Source organism: Polynucleobacter sp. MWH-UH19D (genome assembly GCF_040409795.1).
Taxonomy (GTDB): Bacteria; Pseudomonadota; Gammaproteobacteria; order Burkholderiales; family Burkholderiaceae; genus Polynucleobacter.
Map to the genome: position 1 here is coordinate 402791 of NZ_CP099571.1, position 18290 is coordinate 421080.

The following is an 18290-nucleotide window of genomic DNA, read 5'->3' on the forward strand; positions in this document are numbered from 1 at the left end:
AAAAAGCTATCACGTAAAAAGCCCTTTCATAAGGGCTTTTTTCATATCAATTCAATTGTTCTTGTTGATTTATTAATTCAACTGAAAGCCTACCTTGAGGATGTATTCATTTACGGTATGGCTATCCCAAACGCGGGCATTAGAGCACTCTGCTTCGCCACCACCCATACAGGTGCCACCAGCGAGTTGATAACGCCATGCACCTGTGACCCACCAGTCTTTAGCGGCATAGTGCAGATTAGGTCCGATAAATGTGGCGCGCTGGACTTGATTGCGTAAGTTGAGCTCAGAGTAGTCATTATGGAAGCGCGCTTCAACACCTGCTGACCATTTCGGGGCAAATCGATAACTGGCTCCAACTAAGATATCCAACATAGACTCTGGGACATTGCCGTTCTCAATAAATTTGAGGCGCTCATTAGCAACTACGATATTGCTGGCGACCACTAAGCGATCATCAATAAAGTTCGATTGCAGCAACAGGCGTGCCTCAATCTCATCTTTATTTCTTCCCCAACTGGGTTCAAGATAGAGCCCTACTCCAACAGGTGAAGTAACTGGATTCGTAATGCGATAGATGGCCTCTAGAGATCCGCCTTCGATTCCACTTCTTCTATAGGGTGTCGAAGGATCATGGGAGGAAGGAACGCCATAACCGCCAGTACATGTAGGGGCATCTTCACACGCTTCGGGATTGGTGTAATTTTGGTTGGCACTGGTGTAATACGAATTAATGTAGCCTGCAACTTGTAAATCATTGGTAAGGCCATACTCTAATTCTGTTCTGGCAGTCCAGGCGTCATATTTACCCGCAGCTTGTTGTTGATTCAGTTGCAGGCGCTGCTCGAATTCTAAAGTTCCCTTGGGCTGTAAATCGAGTGTGTAGATCCAGCCAAATACGCCTTCACCAGCATTTGCAAATGAGAAATGTAAGGCGGCAGCGAGAAAGAGGCTGAAGGCGAGTAATCTTTTGATAGTTAGTTTCATAGAGGATCGTCATCTTTTTGAGAGTTGATTGAAAGTATTCGAATGGGTAATTCGAATTGGTTTCCAATATAGCAAATCAAATAAGAATGATTCTCAAATAGGTATAAGACCATTACTCAATAAATGGCTACTTGAGTATGGGATTAGATTTAAAAAAGCAAACTATGCGCTGTCTATTTCGCTGTTTATTTCTATATGGCTTGTAAGATGAGGGGATGAATTCGCAAGCGTTGGAAAAATTGGTTGTAATGAAAATGCCATTTGGTAAGCATGCGGGTCGTGCCATTGCCGACTTGCCAGGAAATTATTTGGCATGGTTTGCGCGTGAAGGATTTCCAAAGGGTGAGCTAGGGGAATTGCTCGAGTTAATGCACACGCTTGATCACAATGGCTTGCGTGGACTGTTGGCGCCTATAAAAAATTCATACACTGCGCAAAAATTACAAAACGTGCGCGATTAATTTGCTTTTGAGCGAACGATGACTGTTACGCGCTTGCGCTCATATGTGACCCCATCACTAGCTGGTGGACTGCTTTGACTGAGCTCAATTCCAATCTGAGTTTGCGTCTGGAGTTGACTAGCAATCAGCTTTGCTAGCTCAGCATTCTGATCATGTTGAACCTGAATGCTAGCTACTTTGCCTGCTCTGATGCTATTGAGAATGGCATTTATCTTCTCTGCTGAATAGGTATCAAAGAACACGGGATACCAACCACCTACTGAGTCTGTATTCTGCCCAGCCTTACCGGCGTTGTGCTTGGCTGGCGTTGGATTATTTTTGTTTAATTCAGATGGAATCGGTAGCTGAAAGTCGATACCTGTTTTATTCATCAATTCCGCATACGAAATCGGCGGAGTCATGAGAGCTTCATTGGTATTGTCAATCCAATAAGCCCATGCAGTATTTTTGCCAGGGTCATAAACTAACTTATATAAATGCGTTGGTATCATGACATGACTTCTGCCAATGCTTCCTTGATTTCCGGTTGAGCCCGTGAAAACATAAATATCACCCGTGGCCCTTTTGGCGTAATGCCGCGTGGGCTCTTCAACATTTTTAGCCCAAATGCCCTGATTATTTTGTCGAGCCTGGGGCATCATATTAGCCAAGGAGAAGGACTGAGCCATTGCCCGTTCATTGCTCATATCGCCTGCTGGCGCATTATGACCTCGGTCATAGCCACTTCCCCGATAGTCAGAGAGTAGCGCCCTTTCAGTAAACGGGAGTCTGGCTTCTTCATAGAACTGGTTGGTTCTTCTGGGGTGTGGCGCTGAAAACTGCTCCCGATTGAGCTTCTGTACAACATAGATCGGCTTTTTATCTTGGGGAGAGTAGTAAACCGCAAAGCTATCAAAACAGAGATCTCGCCCTGCTTGGGGGCTTATAGGGATGCGCTGGTCTGGAAATAGGCTTTTGCACTCATCAAAAAGGGCTAAAGCACTTAAAGGGTTCGCCAAGTAGCCAATGAGGGCGAGCAGACTTACTAAGCGAAAGAGCCGGAGTAAGGGGGCTTTGGAAAATAGTTTGTGATTCCAGTTCATGAGCATCAGTGTAGGGCCTTGGTCTACATCAGTCTTGGCATTCGCCCAATGGCTAGTATGAATTCATGAAATTTTTAGCTTGATTGCTAGGATTTTGCCCGCATATATAAGCATCTGATAGTGCTTTGCAGCAATATGGCTGGGATACTACCGGTAGAAAATATTAAGAGCTTTAATACTAGATGTATTGTTTTTGTGAGTAATTTTTGATTTCAGATAGCAAAAAAGTCTGAAATTTAGGAATTTTTTATAGAATGAAATTAGCCCCCGCTAACTTACATAAGTAATTGATTTATATGGGTTAATTGATGATTTTAAGAGATATATTCGGGCTCACCCTTAATATCAAAACCAAAAGTTATTGAAATATTGTTCTTTATTCTTGACTTGATATAAGAACCTTTTTAGGATGAGCCATGTTTTTAAATTATTGCGATGCAACATAAAACCAGTCAGTAAAAGTATTGTGGGTTTATAGGGTGTCGCAAACCAGTAAATGAGTAAATGTGTAACGAACAATTTAACTGAGATGCAGAAGTCGCAACCAGCTATGCTGGCTGCAAAAGACCTGCTGGCCCACGCTATGGCTCCGGTATACCGGGTCATCAATGGCCTACTGGTTGTTACGGTATTTATGGTGGTGGGACTATGGCTCTCTGGTAATGGTACCAATGCAGGCGCTTTTGACTTGGCCCGCATTTTGGTTCCAGACGAAGCACGCCATATTGTGTGGAGCAATGGTTTTGGCATGCTTGACCAATACAAGACTAATGAGCCTGCTGCCACCGCATCTGACACCGATATTGCTACGGTGATTTATCAAAAATCAGGGAATTATGCATCGGGCTTGCAGAGCGCTAAGCAACAAACGATTGCACTGCTGATGCCTTCAGTTGCCCAAGTTCAGGTGCGATCTATTTCTCATTTGGCAGATCGCATTCCAGCGGCGAAAGTTGATCCTGAAGCCTTAGATAGTAATTTGATGGGCTCTATTCAGAATCAGCGCGCAGTAGCAAATTTCTTTGAGAAAAAGTACAGCCTTGATCGCAGCAAGATTGAAGAGTATGTTTCAAACACGATCTTGATTGCAAAAGAAGTTAATCTTGATCCTCTTTTGTTGCTTGCGGTGATTTCAGTTGAATCAAACTTCAATCCGAATACAAAGAGCCACGCTGGCGCTGAAGGTCTGATGCAGGTCATGACATCAGTACATCGAGAAAAATATGCCTTATATGGCGGAACCCAAGAGGCTGTGAAACCAGAAGTGAACATTCGGGTTGGCGCGTACATTCTGAAATACTTAATTGCTACTGCTGGTTCTTTGCGTAATGGTCTCAAATTCTATGTAGGCGCCGCTAACGCAGAAGATGATGGTGGTTATGCTGATAAGGTGTTGGCAGAGCGCAATCGATTGATTGGTCTATGTCAAACCAAGTCTATGAATCGTCTGACCTTAAATGGAAAGCCTCTTCGTTCTTAATTATTCAACTATTAAGGCGTAACGTAGATAAACAAAAAGCCACCTTCGGGTGGCTTTTGTATTTTGAACTTTATCTTGAGTTATTTAGCGTAGCCTTAATTTACGCCATGTAATTCCACATCAAACACCAGCGTGGCATTGGGGGGAATCACTCCACCTGCACCACGAGCGCCATAGCCCATCTCAGCGGGGATAATCAGAGTACGTTTACCACCCACTTTCATGCCCGCAACACCTTGATCCCAGCCCTTGATAACGTGACCAGCGCCTAATGGAAAGCTAAACAACTGTCCGCGATCAAGCGAGCTATCAAACTTTTGACCTTTATGGTCTGGGGCATTTTCATCGTAGAGCCAGCCGGTGTAATGCACATCAACATGATTGCCTGCGGCAGCTTCTTCGCCATCGCCAACGACAGTATCGATTTTCTTGAGTTCAGACATGATCTATTCCTTGATGTATTTCGATTGGGTCAAATGACTGGCTAGTATAGGTGCATCAGGCCTGATGAGTCTTGTGCTGTTGCAGTCCGAGCCATGCTAAGGCAATTGCAGTAATTGCGGCGGGTATGAGTGATCCTAAGTTCAAAATATCCCAGCCTTGAGAGGTAATCAGGGCGCCCGATCCAAAAGAGGTAAAAGCCATGGTGCCAAATACAAAGAAGTTAATAGCGGCTTGTGCCTTATCTCTCTCGTTGGGTTTGTAGGCCGTCATGGCTAGTGAGGTAGAGCCAGTGAATAAAAAATTCCAGCCTACGCCAAGTAAAAAGAGGGCAATGAAAAATTGATGCAGATCGGTCCCGCTCAAAGCGATGAAGATGCATAGGAAATTTAGACTAACGCCAACCCCCATAATTTTGAGAGTACCAAAACGTTGAATCAGTGCGCCGGTAAAGAATCCTGGTGCGAACATGCCGATGACGTGCCATTCCAAAACTAGGGCGGTATCAGAGAATGGTAAGCCGCAAATTTGCATTGCTAGCGGTGTAGCGGCCATCAGGAGGTTCATCACGCCATAACCCAGCGCTGCTCCAATGACTGCTACTAAAAACACAGGCTGACGCAAAATGACATTGAGGGGCCTGCCATCAGAGAGAGCATGCTGGGTTTTGAATTCTTCTGGGAAGTGAATAAATTGCATCACAAGCATTCCCATGACGGCTGCAATCGATAGGGTTAAGTAAGCACCCAAGAAAGCAGTCTCAAATACATTTCGGGTCCATGAAGCAAGATTAGGGCCGATCACAGCTCCCAAAATACCGCCAGCTAAAACCCAAGAGACCGCTTTATCTCGCTGACTCACTTCAGTGAGCTCTGCCGCCGCGAAACGATACAGTTGTCCGTTGGCGCTATAGTAGCCAGCGATGAATGTGCCGATCACCAATAGCCAGAAGTTTTTGCTGAATGCCGCGTAGGCACAAAGAAGTGCAGAAAACGCTGCAACCATAAGACCAAGCTGAAAAGAAATTTTTCGCCCGAAGTGATTTTGTGACTTAGCTACAAGAGAGGTTGAAAAAGCAGCGCCAACCACATAGCCCATGACAGGTAAAGTTGCCATCCAGCTTAGGGGTGCCAGACTGAACCCAACTAAGCCATTAATGGCGATAAAAGTAACGTTATTGGTCAGGAATAGACCCTGGCAAATAATGAGTAAGCATAGGTTCTTATTTAGTAAGGGGTGCTGGTTACTGGGCATGGCATGCAGTTTACGAGGAATTGAGCGTGGCTGCCGTCTCGGTGGATTCCCTTAAATTGGGCAATATAGGCGGTTTTTGGGTGAAAAACCTCAATTTATGCCAACCCCAATGATTTAAAATTGATCTCTCGCCTCATTGGCAAAAGGGTGCGTTTTAACAGTAAAACAAGCCAACTAAAAGTGCTTTGCAAAATGCGGAATATGAGAGTGGCAGGGTAAAAACCTGACTCTGTAAATTTATCAATATTGAGGAAACGTTAATGGCTTCAGAGAAATCAAAGATTGTTTACACGCTGACAGACGAAGCGCCACTATTGGCGACTTGTGCATTTTTGCCGGTTATTCGTACTTTTACAGCGCCAGCCGGGGTGGAGATTGTCAAGAGTGACATCTCAGTTGCTGCTCGTATTTTGGCTGAGTTCTCTGACTGCTTAACAGATGCCCAAAAAGTTCCTGATAACTTGGCTGAACTGGGCAAGATGACTTTGCTTCCAGACACCAACATTATTAAGTTGCCAAATATTAGCGCCTCCGTGCCGCAATTAGTTGCAGCAATTAAAGAGTTGCAAAACAAGGGCTACAAGATTCCGAATTTCCCGGATGATCCAAAGACTGAGGAAGAAAAAGCGATTCGTGCTCGTTACTCGAAGTGCTTAGGTAGCTCGGTAAACCCAGTATTGCGTGAAGGTAACTCTGATCGTCGTGCGCCACCCGCTGTAAAGCGTTACGCACGTAAAAACCCGCACTCTATGGGCGAGTGGAGCCAAGCTTCCCGTACACACGTTTCTCATATGCATGGCGGTGACTTCTACTCTAGCGAGAAGTCAATGACGATGACTAAAGCTTGTGATGTGAAGATGGATTTGGTTACTAAGAGTGGCAAAACCATTGTGCTCAAGCCGAAAGTCTCTTTGCTTGCTGGTGAAATCATTGACAGCATGTACATGAGCAAAAAAGCCTTGTGCGAGTTCTACGAAAAAGAAATCGAAGATGCTTATAAGACTGGCATGATGTTGTCCTTGCATGTGAAGGCAACGATGATGAAAGTGTCGCATCCGATCGTCTTCGGTCACGCTGTGAAGATTTTCTATAAAGATGCATTTCAAAAGCATGCAAAGTTGTTTGAAGAGTTGGGTGTGAACGCCAACAATGGTATGAGCAGCTTGTATGACAAGATTAAAACCTTGCCAGAGTCTAAGCGTGAAGAAATCATTCAAGATTTACACGCTTGCCATGAACACCGTCCTGCGTTGGCAATGGTGGATTCAGCAAAAGGGATTACCAACTTACATTCTCCAAGCGATGTGATTGTGGATGCATCCATGCCAGCCATGATTCGCGTAGGCGGCAAGATGTGGGGCGCAGATGGTCGTTTACACGACACCAAGGCGGTTATCCCTGAGAGTACTTTTGCGCGTATCTATCAAGAAATGATCAATTTCTGTAAGACGCACGGCAATTTTGATCCAAGAACCATGGGTACAGTACCAAACGTTGGTTTGATGGCTCAACAGGCTGAAGAGTATGGTTCACACGACAAGACATTTGAGATCCCAGAGGCTGGCGTGGCTCGTATTGTTGCTGATGACGGCACTGTATTGCTTGAGCAAAACGTAGAAGAGGGCGATATCTGGCGTATGTGCCAAGTGAAAGATGCCCCAATTCGCGACTGGGTGAAGTTGGCAGTCAATCGTGCTCGCCTCTCGAATACTCCAGCAGTATTTTGGTTGGATGAGTACCGCCCACACGAAGCTGAGTTGATTAAGAAAGTCAAAACATATCTGAAGGACTATGACCTTGAGGGTGTAGATATTCAGATCATGTCTCAGACTCGTGCGATGCGTTACACACTTGAGCGCGTCATTCGCGGCAAAGACACGATTTCTGTAACCGGCAATATCTTGCGTGACTACTTAACTGACTTGTTCCCAATTATGGAATTAGGAACCAGTGCGAAGATGCTTTCCATTGTTCCGTTGATGGCGGGTGGTGGCTTATTCGAAACAGGCGCTGGTGGTTCTGCACCGAAGCATGTACAACAACTGGTAGAAGAAAATCACTTGCGCTGGGATTCACTGGGTGAGTTCTTGGCCCTAGCGGTTTCGCTTGAGGATATTGGCGATAAGACAGGTAATCCTAAGGTGAAAATCCTCGCTCGCACACTTGACGAGGCTACTGGTAAGTTGCTGGATAACAATAAGTCGCCTTCACCACGCACTGGCGAGTTGGATAACCGCGGCAGCCAATTCTATTTGGCAATGTATTGGGCAGAGGCATTGGCCAATCAGACTGAAGACAAAGAGTTGGCAGCGCATTTTGCACCTTTGGCAAAAACCTTGGCTGAAAATGAGCAGAAGATTGTTGAAGAGCTCAAGGCGGTTCAAGGTAAGCCAGCAGATATTGGTGGTTACTATGTTGCTGACTCTGAGAAATGCAAAGCGGTCATGCGACCAAGCCCAACATTCAATGCTGCACTGAAAGCGGCAAGGGCGTAAATAGGAATGCACCAACTTTAAGCATTAAGAAATTAGGTGTAAGCGATAATAATTTCTTCTATTAATTAGAGTTATTATTTGAAGGCAAACTTTCGGGTTTGCCTTTTTTATTTTCAGTCTCTACAAAAAATTCAATGGCAAAACCAAAAGACCTAGTTGAGTTAAGTTATCTGAGCGAAGCAGTCTCAGATATGTCTTTTCTTGGCTTGATGCGACTCTTGGAATCTGCGCGAGCTTTTAACCAAAAAAATGGTGTGACGGGCATTTTGTTTTATGACAATCAGCAATTTGGCCAAATCATTGAAGGCGAGCGTGCCAACATCATGAAGGTATGGAAGCGCATTCAGGAGGATGATCGTCATCATCGTATTGAGTTGCTTGAGATTCGCGAAATTTCAGAGCGAAGCTTTCCTGAGTGGCTGATGCGCTTTTATGGCGGTGAAACGCTGGTTCGAGATTATCCAGTCTTGGCGGGCATGGTTGCCGGAATGGATAAGCACAGCTTGATCTTGCTCAATAAGATGCGTGCTGCCCAAGGACAGTAGACCTGATCACACTTGGGGCTGGGTCAAGCAATAAATTCCCATCAGTAGCACAATAGATCCATTGTTTGAGTGGGGTCTACCATGGGTTTTAAAGACAAATCGATTCTTGCTAGCGATATCACGCCTAGAGAAATTTTTGAAAATCGACGGTCATTAATCAAGACTGCAGCAGCAGGCGGCTTTGGTATGGCCTTAGCCTCTTGGTTTTCTCGTCAAGCATTTGCATCGAGCCCCGAAAAATTAAGCGCCACTCTAAATGCTGCATATAGCTCTAAAGAAGAACCGACACCCTATAAGTATGTGACAAGCTATAACAATTTTTATGAGTTTGGTACTGATAAATCCGATCCCGCTGCTTATGCCAGCACATTGCAAACCAGACCATGGGCTATCTCGATAGAGGGCTTAGTAAAAAAGCCGCTCACTCTCGATATCGATGCACTTTTAAAGTTAGCCCCAATTGAGGAGCGCATATATCGTTTGCGCTGCGTCGAGGGTTGGTCGATGGTGATTCCTTGGGATGGATACTCTCTATCAAAGTTAATTAATCAGGTAGAACCTTTGGGATCAGCAAAGTATGTAGAATTTATTTCACTAGTAGATCGCAAGCAAATGCCAGGAGTCAAAAGCAATATTTTGGATTGGCCCTATCGCGAGGGTCTGCGTATGGATGAGGCAATGAATCCGCTGACCTTGTTGACATTGGGTTTGTATGGTGAAGTATTGCCTAAGCAAAATGGTGCTCCAGTTCGAATAGTCGTACCCTGGAAATATGGCTTCAAAAGTGCGAAATCGCTTGTCAAAATCCGCTTTACTGAGGAAATGCCAAAGACTAGTTGGAGCCAATTTGATTCAAGAGAGTATGGTTTTTACTCCAATGTAAACCCACAGGTTGATCATCCGCGCTGGAGTCAGGCGACAGAGCGTCGAATTGGGGATCCCAAAGGAATGTTTGCGCCAAAAATCAAGACGCAAATGTTTAATGGCTACGCAGACCAAGTGGCGAGCATGTATGCTGGCATGGATCTCAAGAAATACTATTGACACTATTCATGCCATGATTAAATTTAGTCGTCTACTTTTTGCACTAAACCTTTGTTTGCTATGCTCATTAGGCGGTGCTCAAGAGTCTGCTGTAAAAACTATTCCCACCCTTGATGTGCCTCGCTATATGGGCACCTGGTATGAGATTGCAAAATTCCCGAATTGGTTTCAGAAGAAATGCGTTAGCAATACCCAAGCCATATATTCAGTCAGACCTGATGGCAGTCTTAAGGTACTCAATAGTTGTAAGACTGCAGATGGCGAAATCTCTCAAGCTGAGGGAACGGCAAGGCAAATTGGAGCGAGTGATTCGCCTAAGCTGGAGGTGCGTTTTGCCCCCGCTTGGCTATCCTTCTTGCCAATGGTTTGGGGTGACTATTGGGTAATTGATTTAGATCCTCAATATCAAGTGGCGGCAGTCAGTGATCCTAGAAGAGAGTATCTCTGGGTTTTATCAAGAACCCCGCAGATTGATAAAAAAGTCTACGATGCGTTATTGCTGCGCTTACAGAATCAGCAATTTGATACTCGTAAGTTAGAGCTCACTCAGCAGTTACCTGCCCCAAGTAAAAATTAAGAAGAATTCATTGAAGCCGTATTCATTGCCTGTCGGAATTGAGGTATTCGAGAGAGGGTGGTTATCAGCCAATAACATTTTTCATTTTGGCGATGATGATGTCTCATTGGTTGATACTGGTTATGTTGCTCATCAAAGCATGACATTGGGTCTTATGCACAATGCTCTGGATAAACATCAACTCAATACCGTTAATAAAGTTGTCAATACTCATCTGCATTCCGATCACTGTGGCGGTAACGCCGCATTAAAAGTGGCATACGATTGCCAGATTTATATCCCCGCCGCTGAGGCCGAAGTGGTTCGTAATTGGAATATGGATTTACTCAGTTATCAAAACTTGGGACAAGATTGCCCGCAATTTAGTTGTGATCATGTATTAATACCAGGTCAGAGTATTGTGCTGGGGCGATATACATGGAATATCCTGGCTGCACCAGGACATGATCCTCATTCGGTGATGTTGTATCAAGAGCAACATGGCTTGTTAATTTCTGCAGATGCATTATGGGAAGAAGGGTTCGGTGTCATCTTCCCAGAGATGTGGGGTGAGTCAGGATTTGAAGAAGTGGCTCAAACTCTGGATTTAATAGAAGGCCTAGCGATCTCTCTGGTAATTCCGGGGCATGGAAGACCTTTTGTTGATGTGGCTACTGCTTTAGCTACGGCGCGATCTAGGTTGGATTATTTGGCCTCAGATCCTGATAGAAACGCTCGCCATGGCGCAAAAGTATTGCTGAAATATAAATTATTAGAGTGGCGTAATAAAGAGCTTTCATTGGTAAACCAGTGGATCTCTAGAACACCCGCTTTAAATAGCGCCGCAAAGCAATTAAATATGGATATGGATGAATTTTGCATATGGCTTTCTCAAGCATTGGTCAAGTCAGGTGCTGCCACTATCGAGGATAATTACTTGGTAGATAAGTCTTAAATGAGCTTATAAATAATTAAAGGATGACAAAAGGAATATGGAACATACTGTTTTGGTAACCGGGGCAACCGCTGGATTTGGTGAGGCAACTGCTAGACGTTTTTTAGCGCATGGGCATAAGGTTATTGCTGTTGGGAGAAGGCAAGAACGCCTTGATGCTATCAAAGCTTCTTTGCCAGCAGATCAACAGAAACGTTTGCTGACCCTATCAGTAGATGTCTGCGATAGCGCCAAAGTGGATAAGCTAGCCAGCACCTTGCCAGCAGAGTTTGCGAACGTAACGGTGTTGGTTAATAACGCTGGCTTGGCATTAGGTCTTGAGCCTGCGCACCAAGCATTTTTGAGTGACTGGGATCGAATGATTGATACCAATATTAAGGGTTTGGTTCACATGAGTCGTGCATTTTTACCAGGCATGGTTGATCGTAAGTGTGGCCACGTCATTAATCTGGGTTCTGTGGCTGCTAATTATCCCTATCCTGGTGGGAATGTCTACGGCGGTACAAAAGCATTTGTGAAGCAATTTAGTTTAAATTTGCGCGCCGATCTAATAGGCACGCCTGTACGAGTAACTTGCATTGAGCCAGGCATGTGCGCAGGTACGGAGTTTTCAAATGTACGCTTTAAAGGCGATAATGACAAAGCGAGCAAAGTCTATACGGGTGTGAAAGCTTTAAGTGCGGATGATGTTGCTGAAGCGATTTATTGGTCAGCTACTTTGCCAAGTCATATGAATATCAATGTATTAGAGCTCATGCCAGTGCAACAAGCTTTCAATGCTTTCAATATTCATCGTGGAGAGCTTTAAGAGTTTTTATCTTTTTCTTGCCAGCGGTAAAACTTGGGATAGACACGCATCACCACTGGGCCATTGAAATCCCAAGATTTACAGGTTCCAAGATAGAGAGGCGGTTTGTTTTCATCAGGATCAAATAGTGCCCCTGGTATTGCTTGGAAGGCTGCAGTGGCTAAGCTGTTGAGTAGCTCACGTAAGTGGGTACAACCCGCGATGCCGCCAAGATGGGTTTGAATCGTTTTTCTCCAGCCCTTACCTAGTCGCTCACCAATCAGCGCATTCATAGGAGGAATTGCTTGGGGGCACTCGGGATGAGGGTGACCATCCATCACTACTTCAATATCTTGAATTACCAATTCATCATTGAGCGTGACTCTAACCCACATGTCATGAAAGGCTTCGCCAGGTTCCCAAGTCTTTGTGCCTGTTGTAAATGGAGTCGCTTTGTAGTCTTTGAGATGCCCTTCAATATCCCACAAGCCATCTTCTCGTGCATAGCCTTCAAACGTGATTTCTCGGGTATGAAGAGGTGATCTAGGTTTCGGAGATGAGAGCATGGTCATGAACTAAAGAATGCGTTGAACTCAATGATAATGAATTGCACTAAAACTTGCCATGCAAGTACGTCACAAAAAGCACTCTGTAGTATGCTCTGCAGCATATGGCAAAACCAATTTCTCTTGAAAAAATTCTCTTTAGCCAAGGTTTTGGTACACGGCGCTATTGCGCCGATTTAGTCTATGCAGATTTAGTAAAAGTAAATGGGGTACTGGCTGAAGACCCAGAAGAGCGAATCGACACCGAAGGTCTCATGCTCAATGTGGATGGCAAAGATTGGGAGTATCACGAGAGGGCTTACATTGTTTTTAATAAGCCGATGAATTATGAGTGTTCACACAAGACTACGCATCATGCCAGTGTCTATAGTCTTCTGCCTGCGCCTTTTGTAGAGCGCGGTCTTCAGTGTGTTGGGCGACTAGATTACGACACCACGGGATTATTGCTGATTTCAGATGATGGGCAATTTATTCATAAAATGACAACGCCCAAAAGGAATATTGGCAAAGTCTATGAGATCACTGCGGCAAACGCGATTACGCAATCCCAGGTTGACCATCTGCTTAATGGCGTCGTTTTGGATGACGATCCAAGACCATGTTATGCCACTGCATGCCATCCAATTTCTGAAAATGTATTGGCAATGACCATAGTTGAGGGAAGATACCACCAGGTAAAACGAATGATGGCTGCGGTTGGTAACCATGTAGCTAAATTGCATCGCACACAAATCGGTGCGTATCGGATACCAAAGGACCTGCCAGAAGGTCAGTGGCGCTGGCTTTATCCAGACGATCTACGCCAGTTGTCTCAAAGCGTGGATGCAAATTAAGTCTAACTAATTGAGGTTTAACTAAGTGAAGCTTACTAAATTGCCAAACGATTTTGATTTTGAGAAAAATCTACCTTTATGGAAGCGAGATGCTTCGGGTATTGCGATTGAGCGCAATTTTGTTTTTAAGGATTTTCAGCAAGCATTTGCTTTCATGACATTATGTGCAAAGTATGCTGAAGAAATAGATCATCATCCAGATTGGTCCAATTCTTGGAATCGAGTTAACGTACGCTTAAGCACCCACTCCGAAAATGCATTAACGCTATTAGATGTGCAGATGGCTAAAGCAATGGATGGCTTTGCCATTCAAGTGCAGGGCTAGCATCAGTGCTCATCACTTTCTTGATTCTCTTCATTGAGGCTCATCAAGATTGTCGCAAGTAGGCCATAGACTACTTCTGTAGAAATCATCCCATCTTCATCTAATTCGTCAATGAGGTCATTTAAGCAGTCTTCGGTAGGCTCATTGAGTAGGGTCATGGCGCATTCACAGCCATAGTTAAAGTCTTCGTCGTTTTGGTCTTGGTGGTCGTTTGTCATAGATATCCCTGTGAGAGCTCTCAGAATAGCAAATTACCCGAGGGCTGCATACCAAATACCACTATTTGAAATGCACTACAAAGCGAGGGTGTGAGCCTGATTTCGTGTGCAAGCGCACAATTTTGATAATGATTTATAGTAATTTGAAAAATATAACAAAGGAGGCAGTATGCAGCTCAATATCAATGGCCAAGTCCACAATATCGACGTAGAGCCAAATATGCCCTTGCTGTGGGCAATCCGGGAAGTAGTAGGTTTAACTGGTACGAAGTATGGGTGCGGTGTAGCGCAATGTGGTGCTTGTACTGTTTATATGAATGGTGAACCAGTGCGCTCTTGCTCCATTCCAGTATCAGCTGTTGGCGCCGCCAAAATTACGACCATTGAATCGCTATCTAAAGACAATACCCATCCCGTCCAGAAAGCTTGGATTGCTCTAGACGTGCCTCAGTGTGGCTATTGCCAGTCTGGCCAGGTAATGGCAGCTGCTGCCTTACTTAAACGAATTCCAAAGCCGACAGATGCTGATATTGATAATGCGATGTCAAACGTTTGTCGTTGCGGTACTTATCAAAAAATCCGCGACGGTATTCACGTGGCATCAGGTCAGAAAAAATTAGCAGAAGTATTGGCGCAGTATCAGGCTTCACCAGCGACGCGTGGTTAAGGAGAAGAATATGACACTAAAAAATACTTCACGTCGCGATTTCATTATCAAAGGTGCCGTCCTAGGCGGAGGCTTAATGCTAGGTATTGGTGCCTTGCCAGAAAATGCTTTAGCTCAGGCTGGTGCTACATATGACCCCAATACACCTACCATAGCTGGTGATGCAGAGGTCAATGCCTGGGTCAGCATCAAACCAGATGACACTGTGTATATTCGTATTGCTCGTTCAGAGATGGGGCAAGGTACTCGCACTGGCTTAGCGCAGTTGGTGACTGAAGAGTTGGAGTGCAACTGGAAGAAAGTGAAAACCCAGTCAGCAACACCAGGACAAAGTTTGGCTCGCAAACGGGTATGGGGTGAGCATGGCACTGGCGGTAGTCGTGGCATCCGAATTTCTGAAGATTATGTTCGACGCGGTGCTGCAGCTGCTCGCATAATGTTGCTTCAGGCAGCCGCAAATCAATGGAATGTTCCTGTTACTGAATTAACTGTTGATAAAGGTGTAATTACGCATATTCCTTCAGGACGCAAAACTACTTATGGAAAAGTCGCTGAGCTCGCATCTACATTAACGCCCCCTGATCCAAAGTCGATTGCCTTAAGAGATCCACGCAAATGGAAGGTGGCTGGTCAACCTTATGCACGGATTGATACCGCTAGCAAAGTAAATGGCTCCAAGGTATATGGCGCAGACTTGCTGATGCCTGGAATGCTGTGTGCTTCAGTAAAGTCCTGCCCAGTATTTGGTGGCAAGCTCGTAAGTTATGACGAGGCAAAGATTAAGGGAATGCGGGGCGTCAAGGGCGTTGTGCAGATTAACGATAGTACCGTTGCGGTTGTAGCTGATACCTGGTGGCGTGCAAACACTGCTTTAAATGCTTTACCAATCGTTTGGGATGAGGGTAAAGCCGCAAATGTGTCTCAAGACGATATTAATAAGATGTTGCGCAGCGGCTTAGATGAGCAAGGCGATTTTTGGCAGCGCAAAGTTGGAGACGCGCCTGAAGCAATTAATAGTTCAGCCAAAAAAGTTGAGGCGATTTACTTCACGCCATATCGTGCGCACGTCACGATGGAGCCAATGAATGCAACTGTCAAGATTAGTGGCGATCGTGCTGAGGCTTGGGTACCAACACAAAATGGTGAAGGTTCATTAGCTGCATTGTCTGAGGCTACTGGTATTCCTTTGGCTAACTGCGAAGTCTACAAGTTAGACTCCGGATGTGGTCTTGGTCGTCGCGGTTCTACACAAGACTTTGTAACTTATGCGGCCAAAGTGGCACAGAAGTTTCCGGGGACGCCTGTAAAGGTCTTGTGGAGTCGCGAAGAAGATATGACTCATGATTACTATCACCCAATTGCGATGGCAAAGATGAGTGCTGGTATTGATGGTGGCGGCAATATTACCGGTATGCATATCAAGGTGGCAGGGCAATCAATTAACGCCACATTGGCACCCGCTGCAATTAAAAATGGAAAAGATGAGCGGCAATTACAAGGGTTTTATGAAAATGGCCCTGATGCTCAACTTGGTTATACCTTCCCAACTCTCTTGACTGAGTACGTCATGAAAAATACTCATGTCCCAGTGGGTCCATGGCGTGGCGTGAATACAAATCAAAATGGCATCTTTATGGAGTGCTTTATGGATGAGTGCGCTAAAGCAGCCGGTAAAGATCCAGTGAAGTTCAGGCAAGCAGTGATGCAAAATCATCCGAAGCATTTAGGGGTGCTCAATGCTGCTGCTGAAAAAGCAAACTGGGATAGGCCTCTACCCGCAGGCACTTACCGTGGCGTCGCTCAATTCATGGGATATGCGAGCTACTCAGCCTGTGTTGCTGAAGTTTCGGTGGATGGAAAAATGGTCCATGTGAAACGCTTGGTATTTGCCCTGAATTCAGGTCACGTCGTTAACCCTTACTTAACTCGTGAGCAGATTGAAGGTTCTGTAGCGATGGCATTAGGAGCTATTTTCAATCCAGAAATCACCGTTGAAAATGGTCGCATTAAGCAGCAGAATCTCGACTCTTATCCTATGCTGAAATTGTCTTCAACTCCTAGAATCGAAACCGTTTTAGTGCCTACTTATGATTTTTGGGGTGGTGTAGGCGAGCCAACTATTTGCGTTGTTGGTCCTGCAGTTGCTAACGCGGTATCTGCTGCTATTGGCAGACCGGTACGCAATTTCCCTCTGTACAAGGAAGGCTTGAGTCTGGCTTAGTAGTCTGTCTAGTAATTTCATTTGTAGTATCAGACTCCATCAGTTGAATGATTGATGGAGTCTTTTTATTTCAGCGTGATGCCTTTTTTGTATTTGACTTACTATTGAGTCATGCAGGCCAGAATCCATATCATCAAAAGCGTTCTATTTTTGATTTCTCTAATCCCCTTAGGGCGCCTGCTATGGCTAGCCAGCGATGATGGATTAGGCGCAAATCCGATCGAATTTATCACCCGATCAACAGGAACTTGGGCCCTAGTATTTTTGTGTATTGCCCTTGCTATGACTCCCATAAGAATGTTTACTGGCTCTGCATCTTGGATTAAGTTGCGTCGTATGTTGGGGCTCTTTTGTTTCTTTTATGCCAGCTTACATTTTGTAATTTGGCTTTATTTAGATCAAACCCTCGATTTACAAGCAATGATTCATGACGTACTTAAGCGTCCATTTATTACGATGGGATTTTTGAGTCTCGCACTGTTAATTCCTTTGGCACTGACATCCAATCAATGGTCGATTCGTAAGCTAGGCAAGAATTGGGCCTTATTGCATAAATTAGTTTATGTCATTGCTTGCACAGTAATTGTTCACTACTGGTGGCATAAGGCCGGAAAAAATGATTTAGGTACAGTCGCTATTTATGCTGTTGTCATCGTGGGCTTGCTCTGTTTACGCTTGCCAATCATTCGTAGGTGATTCGTAACTTAAGATTCATAAAATGAATGAGATCTTATTCCGCGAAGACAAGTTCCGGAATTGAGTCTAAGTTTAATAACTCAAGAGCAGAATCTGGGGTGGCATTAAGCCAATGATCAAAAAGATCGGGCCGCAAAGGTACGACCGTACGCTTTTCATCCTCGGGCTTATGGCAACGTCGCATCAATGGATGTTCGCTAGCGTCAATCGTTAGCATCGAGAACGAGACAATTAATTCACCAGTTTCAGGTTCTGTCCAGGTATCCCAAATGGAGGCAATTGCCATGGGTTCGCGATTGGCTTGACTAATTTTTGCCCTAACAGCTTTGCCAGATTCGTAGCAGGGTTCATAAAATGCGTCCGCCAAGGCTAAAGCGAAGTGGCGTTTAGTCCATGCGTATTTGTAGGAGGGTTTTTGACTCACAGTTTCTGAGCGGGCGTTATACGTTTTTCTGCTAAATTCCTCATCTTTTGCCCACGTTGGAACCAGTCCAAAGCGCGCTGGTCCAATAGCAGTGCGCTGAGTATTGTGACTTTTCAGAATAATCATTCCCGGGTAGGTGGGAAAGACATCATGACTGCTTGATGCTGGCAAATCCAGGTCAAAGTGAGTCTTGACCCAATCAGTGTTGGCGGTGGTGAGGTATTGAACACACATAAAACTATTTTACTGACGG

Annotated in this window: 20 protein-coding genes; 13 read left to right on the top strand and 7 right to left on the bottom strand. The window is 44.8% G+C overall.

Going from position 1 to position 18290, the window contains the following annotated elements; translation table 11 throughout:
* Positions 1 to 72: 72 nt before the first annotated feature.
* Entirely contained in the window at positions 73 to 987 is a 915-nt protein-coding gene (locus NHB34_RS01985) for a DUF6662 family protein (protein ID WP_353427909.1), read from the bottom strand.
* A gap of 215 nt (positions 988 to 1202) precedes the next feature.
* Between NHB34_RS01985 and NHB34_RS01990 the strand changes: the two genes are divergently transcribed.
* A complete protein-coding gene (locus tag NHB34_RS01990) occupies positions 1203 to 1448 on the top strand; it encodes a DUF3820 family protein (RefSeq protein WP_353427910.1) in 246 nt (81 codons plus the stop codon).
* Here NHB34_RS01990 and NHB34_RS01995 read toward each other — a convergent pair.
* Positions 1445 to 2530, bottom strand: coding sequence for a DNA/RNA non-specific endonuclease (locus NHB34_RS01995; protein WP_353427911.1), 1086 nt, complete (start codon positions 2528 to 2530; stop codon positions 1445 to 1447). The genes NHB34_RS01990 and NHB34_RS01995 overlap by 4 nt on opposite strands.
* A gap of 496 nt (positions 2531 to 3026) precedes the next feature.
* On the opposite strand from NHB34_RS01995, the gene NHB34_RS02000 reads away from it, so the two are divergent.
* Positions 3027 to 4010, top strand: a complete 984-nt coding sequence (locus NHB34_RS02000; protein WP_353427912.1) for a lytic transglycosylase domain-containing protein — start codon at positions 3027 to 3029, stop codon at positions 4008 to 4010.
* Between the two features lie 95 nt (positions 4011 to 4105).
* On the opposite strand, the gene NHB34_RS02005 is transcribed toward NHB34_RS02000, so the two are convergent.
* Both NHB34_RS02005 and NHB34_RS02010 read right to left on the bottom strand, forming a co-directional pair.
* Positions 4106 to 4453 carry an FKBP-type peptidyl-prolyl cis-trans isomerase gene (locus NHB34_RS02005; protein WP_353427913.1) on the bottom strand — a complete coding sequence of 116 codons (348 nt, stop codon included), beginning with the start codon at positions 4451 to 4453 and terminating at the stop codon, positions 4106 to 4108.
* Between the two features lie 55 nt (positions 4454 to 4508).
* Positions 4509 to 5705, bottom strand: coding sequence for an MFS transporter (locus tag NHB34_RS02010; protein ID WP_353427914.1), 1197 nt, complete (start codon positions 5703 to 5705; stop codon positions 4509 to 4511).
* Positions 5706 to 5965: 260 nt separating this feature from the next.
* Here NHB34_RS02010 and NHB34_RS02015 point away from each other — a divergent pair, with 260 nt between their 5' ends.
* The 6 genes from NHB34_RS02015 (at position 5966) to NHB34_RS02040 (ending at position 12108) form a co-directional block, all read left to right on the top strand.
* Positions 5966 to 8200: an NADP-dependent isocitrate dehydrogenase gene (locus tag NHB34_RS02015; RefSeq protein WP_353427916.1), complete on the top strand. Its 2235-nt coding sequence runs from the start codon at positions 5966 to 5968 to the stop codon at positions 8198 to 8200.
* A 134-nt stretch (positions 8201 to 8334) separates the two neighbouring features.
* Positions 8335 to 8745 carry a BLUF domain-containing protein gene (locus tag NHB34_RS02020; RefSeq protein WP_353427917.1) on the top strand — a complete coding sequence of 137 codons (411 nt, stop codon included), beginning with the start codon at positions 8335 to 8337 and terminating at the stop codon, positions 8743 to 8745.
* Between the two features lie 81 nt (positions 8746 to 8826).
* Positions 8827 to 9789 carry a protein-methionine-sulfoxide reductase catalytic subunit MsrP gene (msrP, locus tag NHB34_RS02025; protein WP_353427918.1) on the top strand — a complete coding sequence of 321 codons (963 nt, stop codon included), beginning with the start codon at positions 8827 to 8829 and terminating at the stop codon, positions 9787 to 9789.
* Positions 9790 to 9802: 13 nt separating this feature from the next.
* Positions 9803 to 10366 carry a lipocalin family protein gene (locus NHB34_RS02030; RefSeq protein WP_353427919.1) on the top strand — a complete coding sequence of 188 codons (564 nt, stop codon included), beginning with the start codon at positions 9803 to 9805 and terminating at the stop codon, positions 10364 to 10366.
* 25 nt (positions 10367 to 10391) lie between these two features.
* Entirely contained in the window at positions 10392 to 11300 is a 909-nt protein-coding gene (locus NHB34_RS02035) for an MBL fold metallo-hydrolase (protein WP_353427920.1), read from the top strand.
* A gap of 37 nt (positions 11301 to 11337) precedes the next feature.
* On the top strand, positions 11338 to 12108 hold the full coding sequence (locus NHB34_RS02040; RefSeq protein ID WP_353427921.1) for an SDR family NAD(P)-dependent oxidoreductase: 771 nt from the start codon (positions 11338 to 11340) through the stop codon (positions 12106 to 12108).
* On the opposite strand, the gene NHB34_RS02045 is transcribed toward NHB34_RS02040, so the two are convergent.
* On the bottom strand, positions 12105 to 12653 hold the full coding sequence (locus NHB34_RS02045; RefSeq protein WP_353427923.1) for a DUF2889 domain-containing protein: 549 nt from the start codon (positions 12651 to 12653) through the stop codon (positions 12105 to 12107). The genes NHB34_RS02040 and NHB34_RS02045 overlap by 4 nt on opposite strands.
* A gap of 104 nt (positions 12654 to 12757) precedes the next feature.
* Between NHB34_RS02045 and NHB34_RS02050 the strand changes: the two genes are divergently transcribed.
* Positions 12758 to 13486, top strand: a complete 729-nt coding sequence (locus tag NHB34_RS02050) for a 16S rRNA pseudouridine(516) synthase (RefSeq protein WP_353427924.1) — start codon at positions 12758 to 12760, stop codon at positions 13484 to 13486.
* 25 nt (positions 13487 to 13511) lie between these two features.
* On the top strand, positions 13512 to 13811 hold the full coding sequence (locus NHB34_RS02055; RefSeq protein ID WP_353427925.1) for a 4a-hydroxytetrahydrobiopterin dehydratase: 300 nt from the start codon (positions 13512 to 13514) through the stop codon (positions 13809 to 13811).
* Between the two features lie 2 nt (positions 13812 to 13813).
* Here NHB34_RS02055 and NHB34_RS02060 read toward each other — a convergent pair whose 3' ends face one another.
* Entirely contained in the window at positions 13814 to 14029 is a 216-nt protein-coding gene (locus NHB34_RS02060) for a hypothetical protein (RefSeq protein WP_353427926.1), read from the bottom strand.
* A 169-nt stretch (positions 14030 to 14198) separates the two neighbouring features.
* Here NHB34_RS02060 and NHB34_RS02065 point away from each other — a divergent pair, with 169 nt between their 5' ends.
* The 3 genes from NHB34_RS02065 to NHB34_RS02075 all read left to right on the top strand — a co-directional run bounded on the left by NHB34_RS02065 (position 14199) and on the right by NHB34_RS02075 (position 17613).
* Positions 14199 to 14696, top strand: coding sequence for a (2Fe-2S)-binding protein (locus NHB34_RS02065; RefSeq protein ID WP_353427927.1), 498 nt, complete (start codon positions 14199 to 14201; stop codon positions 14694 to 14696).
* 10 nt (positions 14697 to 14706) lie between these two features.
* Positions 14707 to 16917 carry a molybdopterin cofactor-binding domain-containing protein gene (locus tag NHB34_RS02070; RefSeq protein ID WP_353427928.1) on the top strand — a complete coding sequence of 737 codons (2211 nt, stop codon included), beginning with the start codon at positions 14707 to 14709 and terminating at the stop codon, positions 16915 to 16917.
* Positions 16918 to 17067: 150 nt separating this feature from the next.
* Positions 17068 to 17613, top strand: coding sequence for a protein-methionine-sulfoxide reductase heme-binding subunit MsrQ (locus tag NHB34_RS02075; protein WP_353427929.1), 546 nt, complete (start codon positions 17068 to 17070; stop codon positions 17611 to 17613).
* A 34-nt stretch (positions 17614 to 17647) separates the two neighbouring features.
* On the opposite strand, the gene NHB34_RS02080 is transcribed toward NHB34_RS02075, so the two are convergent.
* Positions 17648 to 18271 (bottom strand): SOS response-associated peptidase family protein, encoded by a 624-nt coding sequence (locus NHB34_RS02080; protein WP_353427930.1) that lies wholly within the window; start codon positions 18269 to 18271, stop codon positions 17648 to 17650.
* Positions 18272 to 18290: the final 19 nt, after the last annotated feature.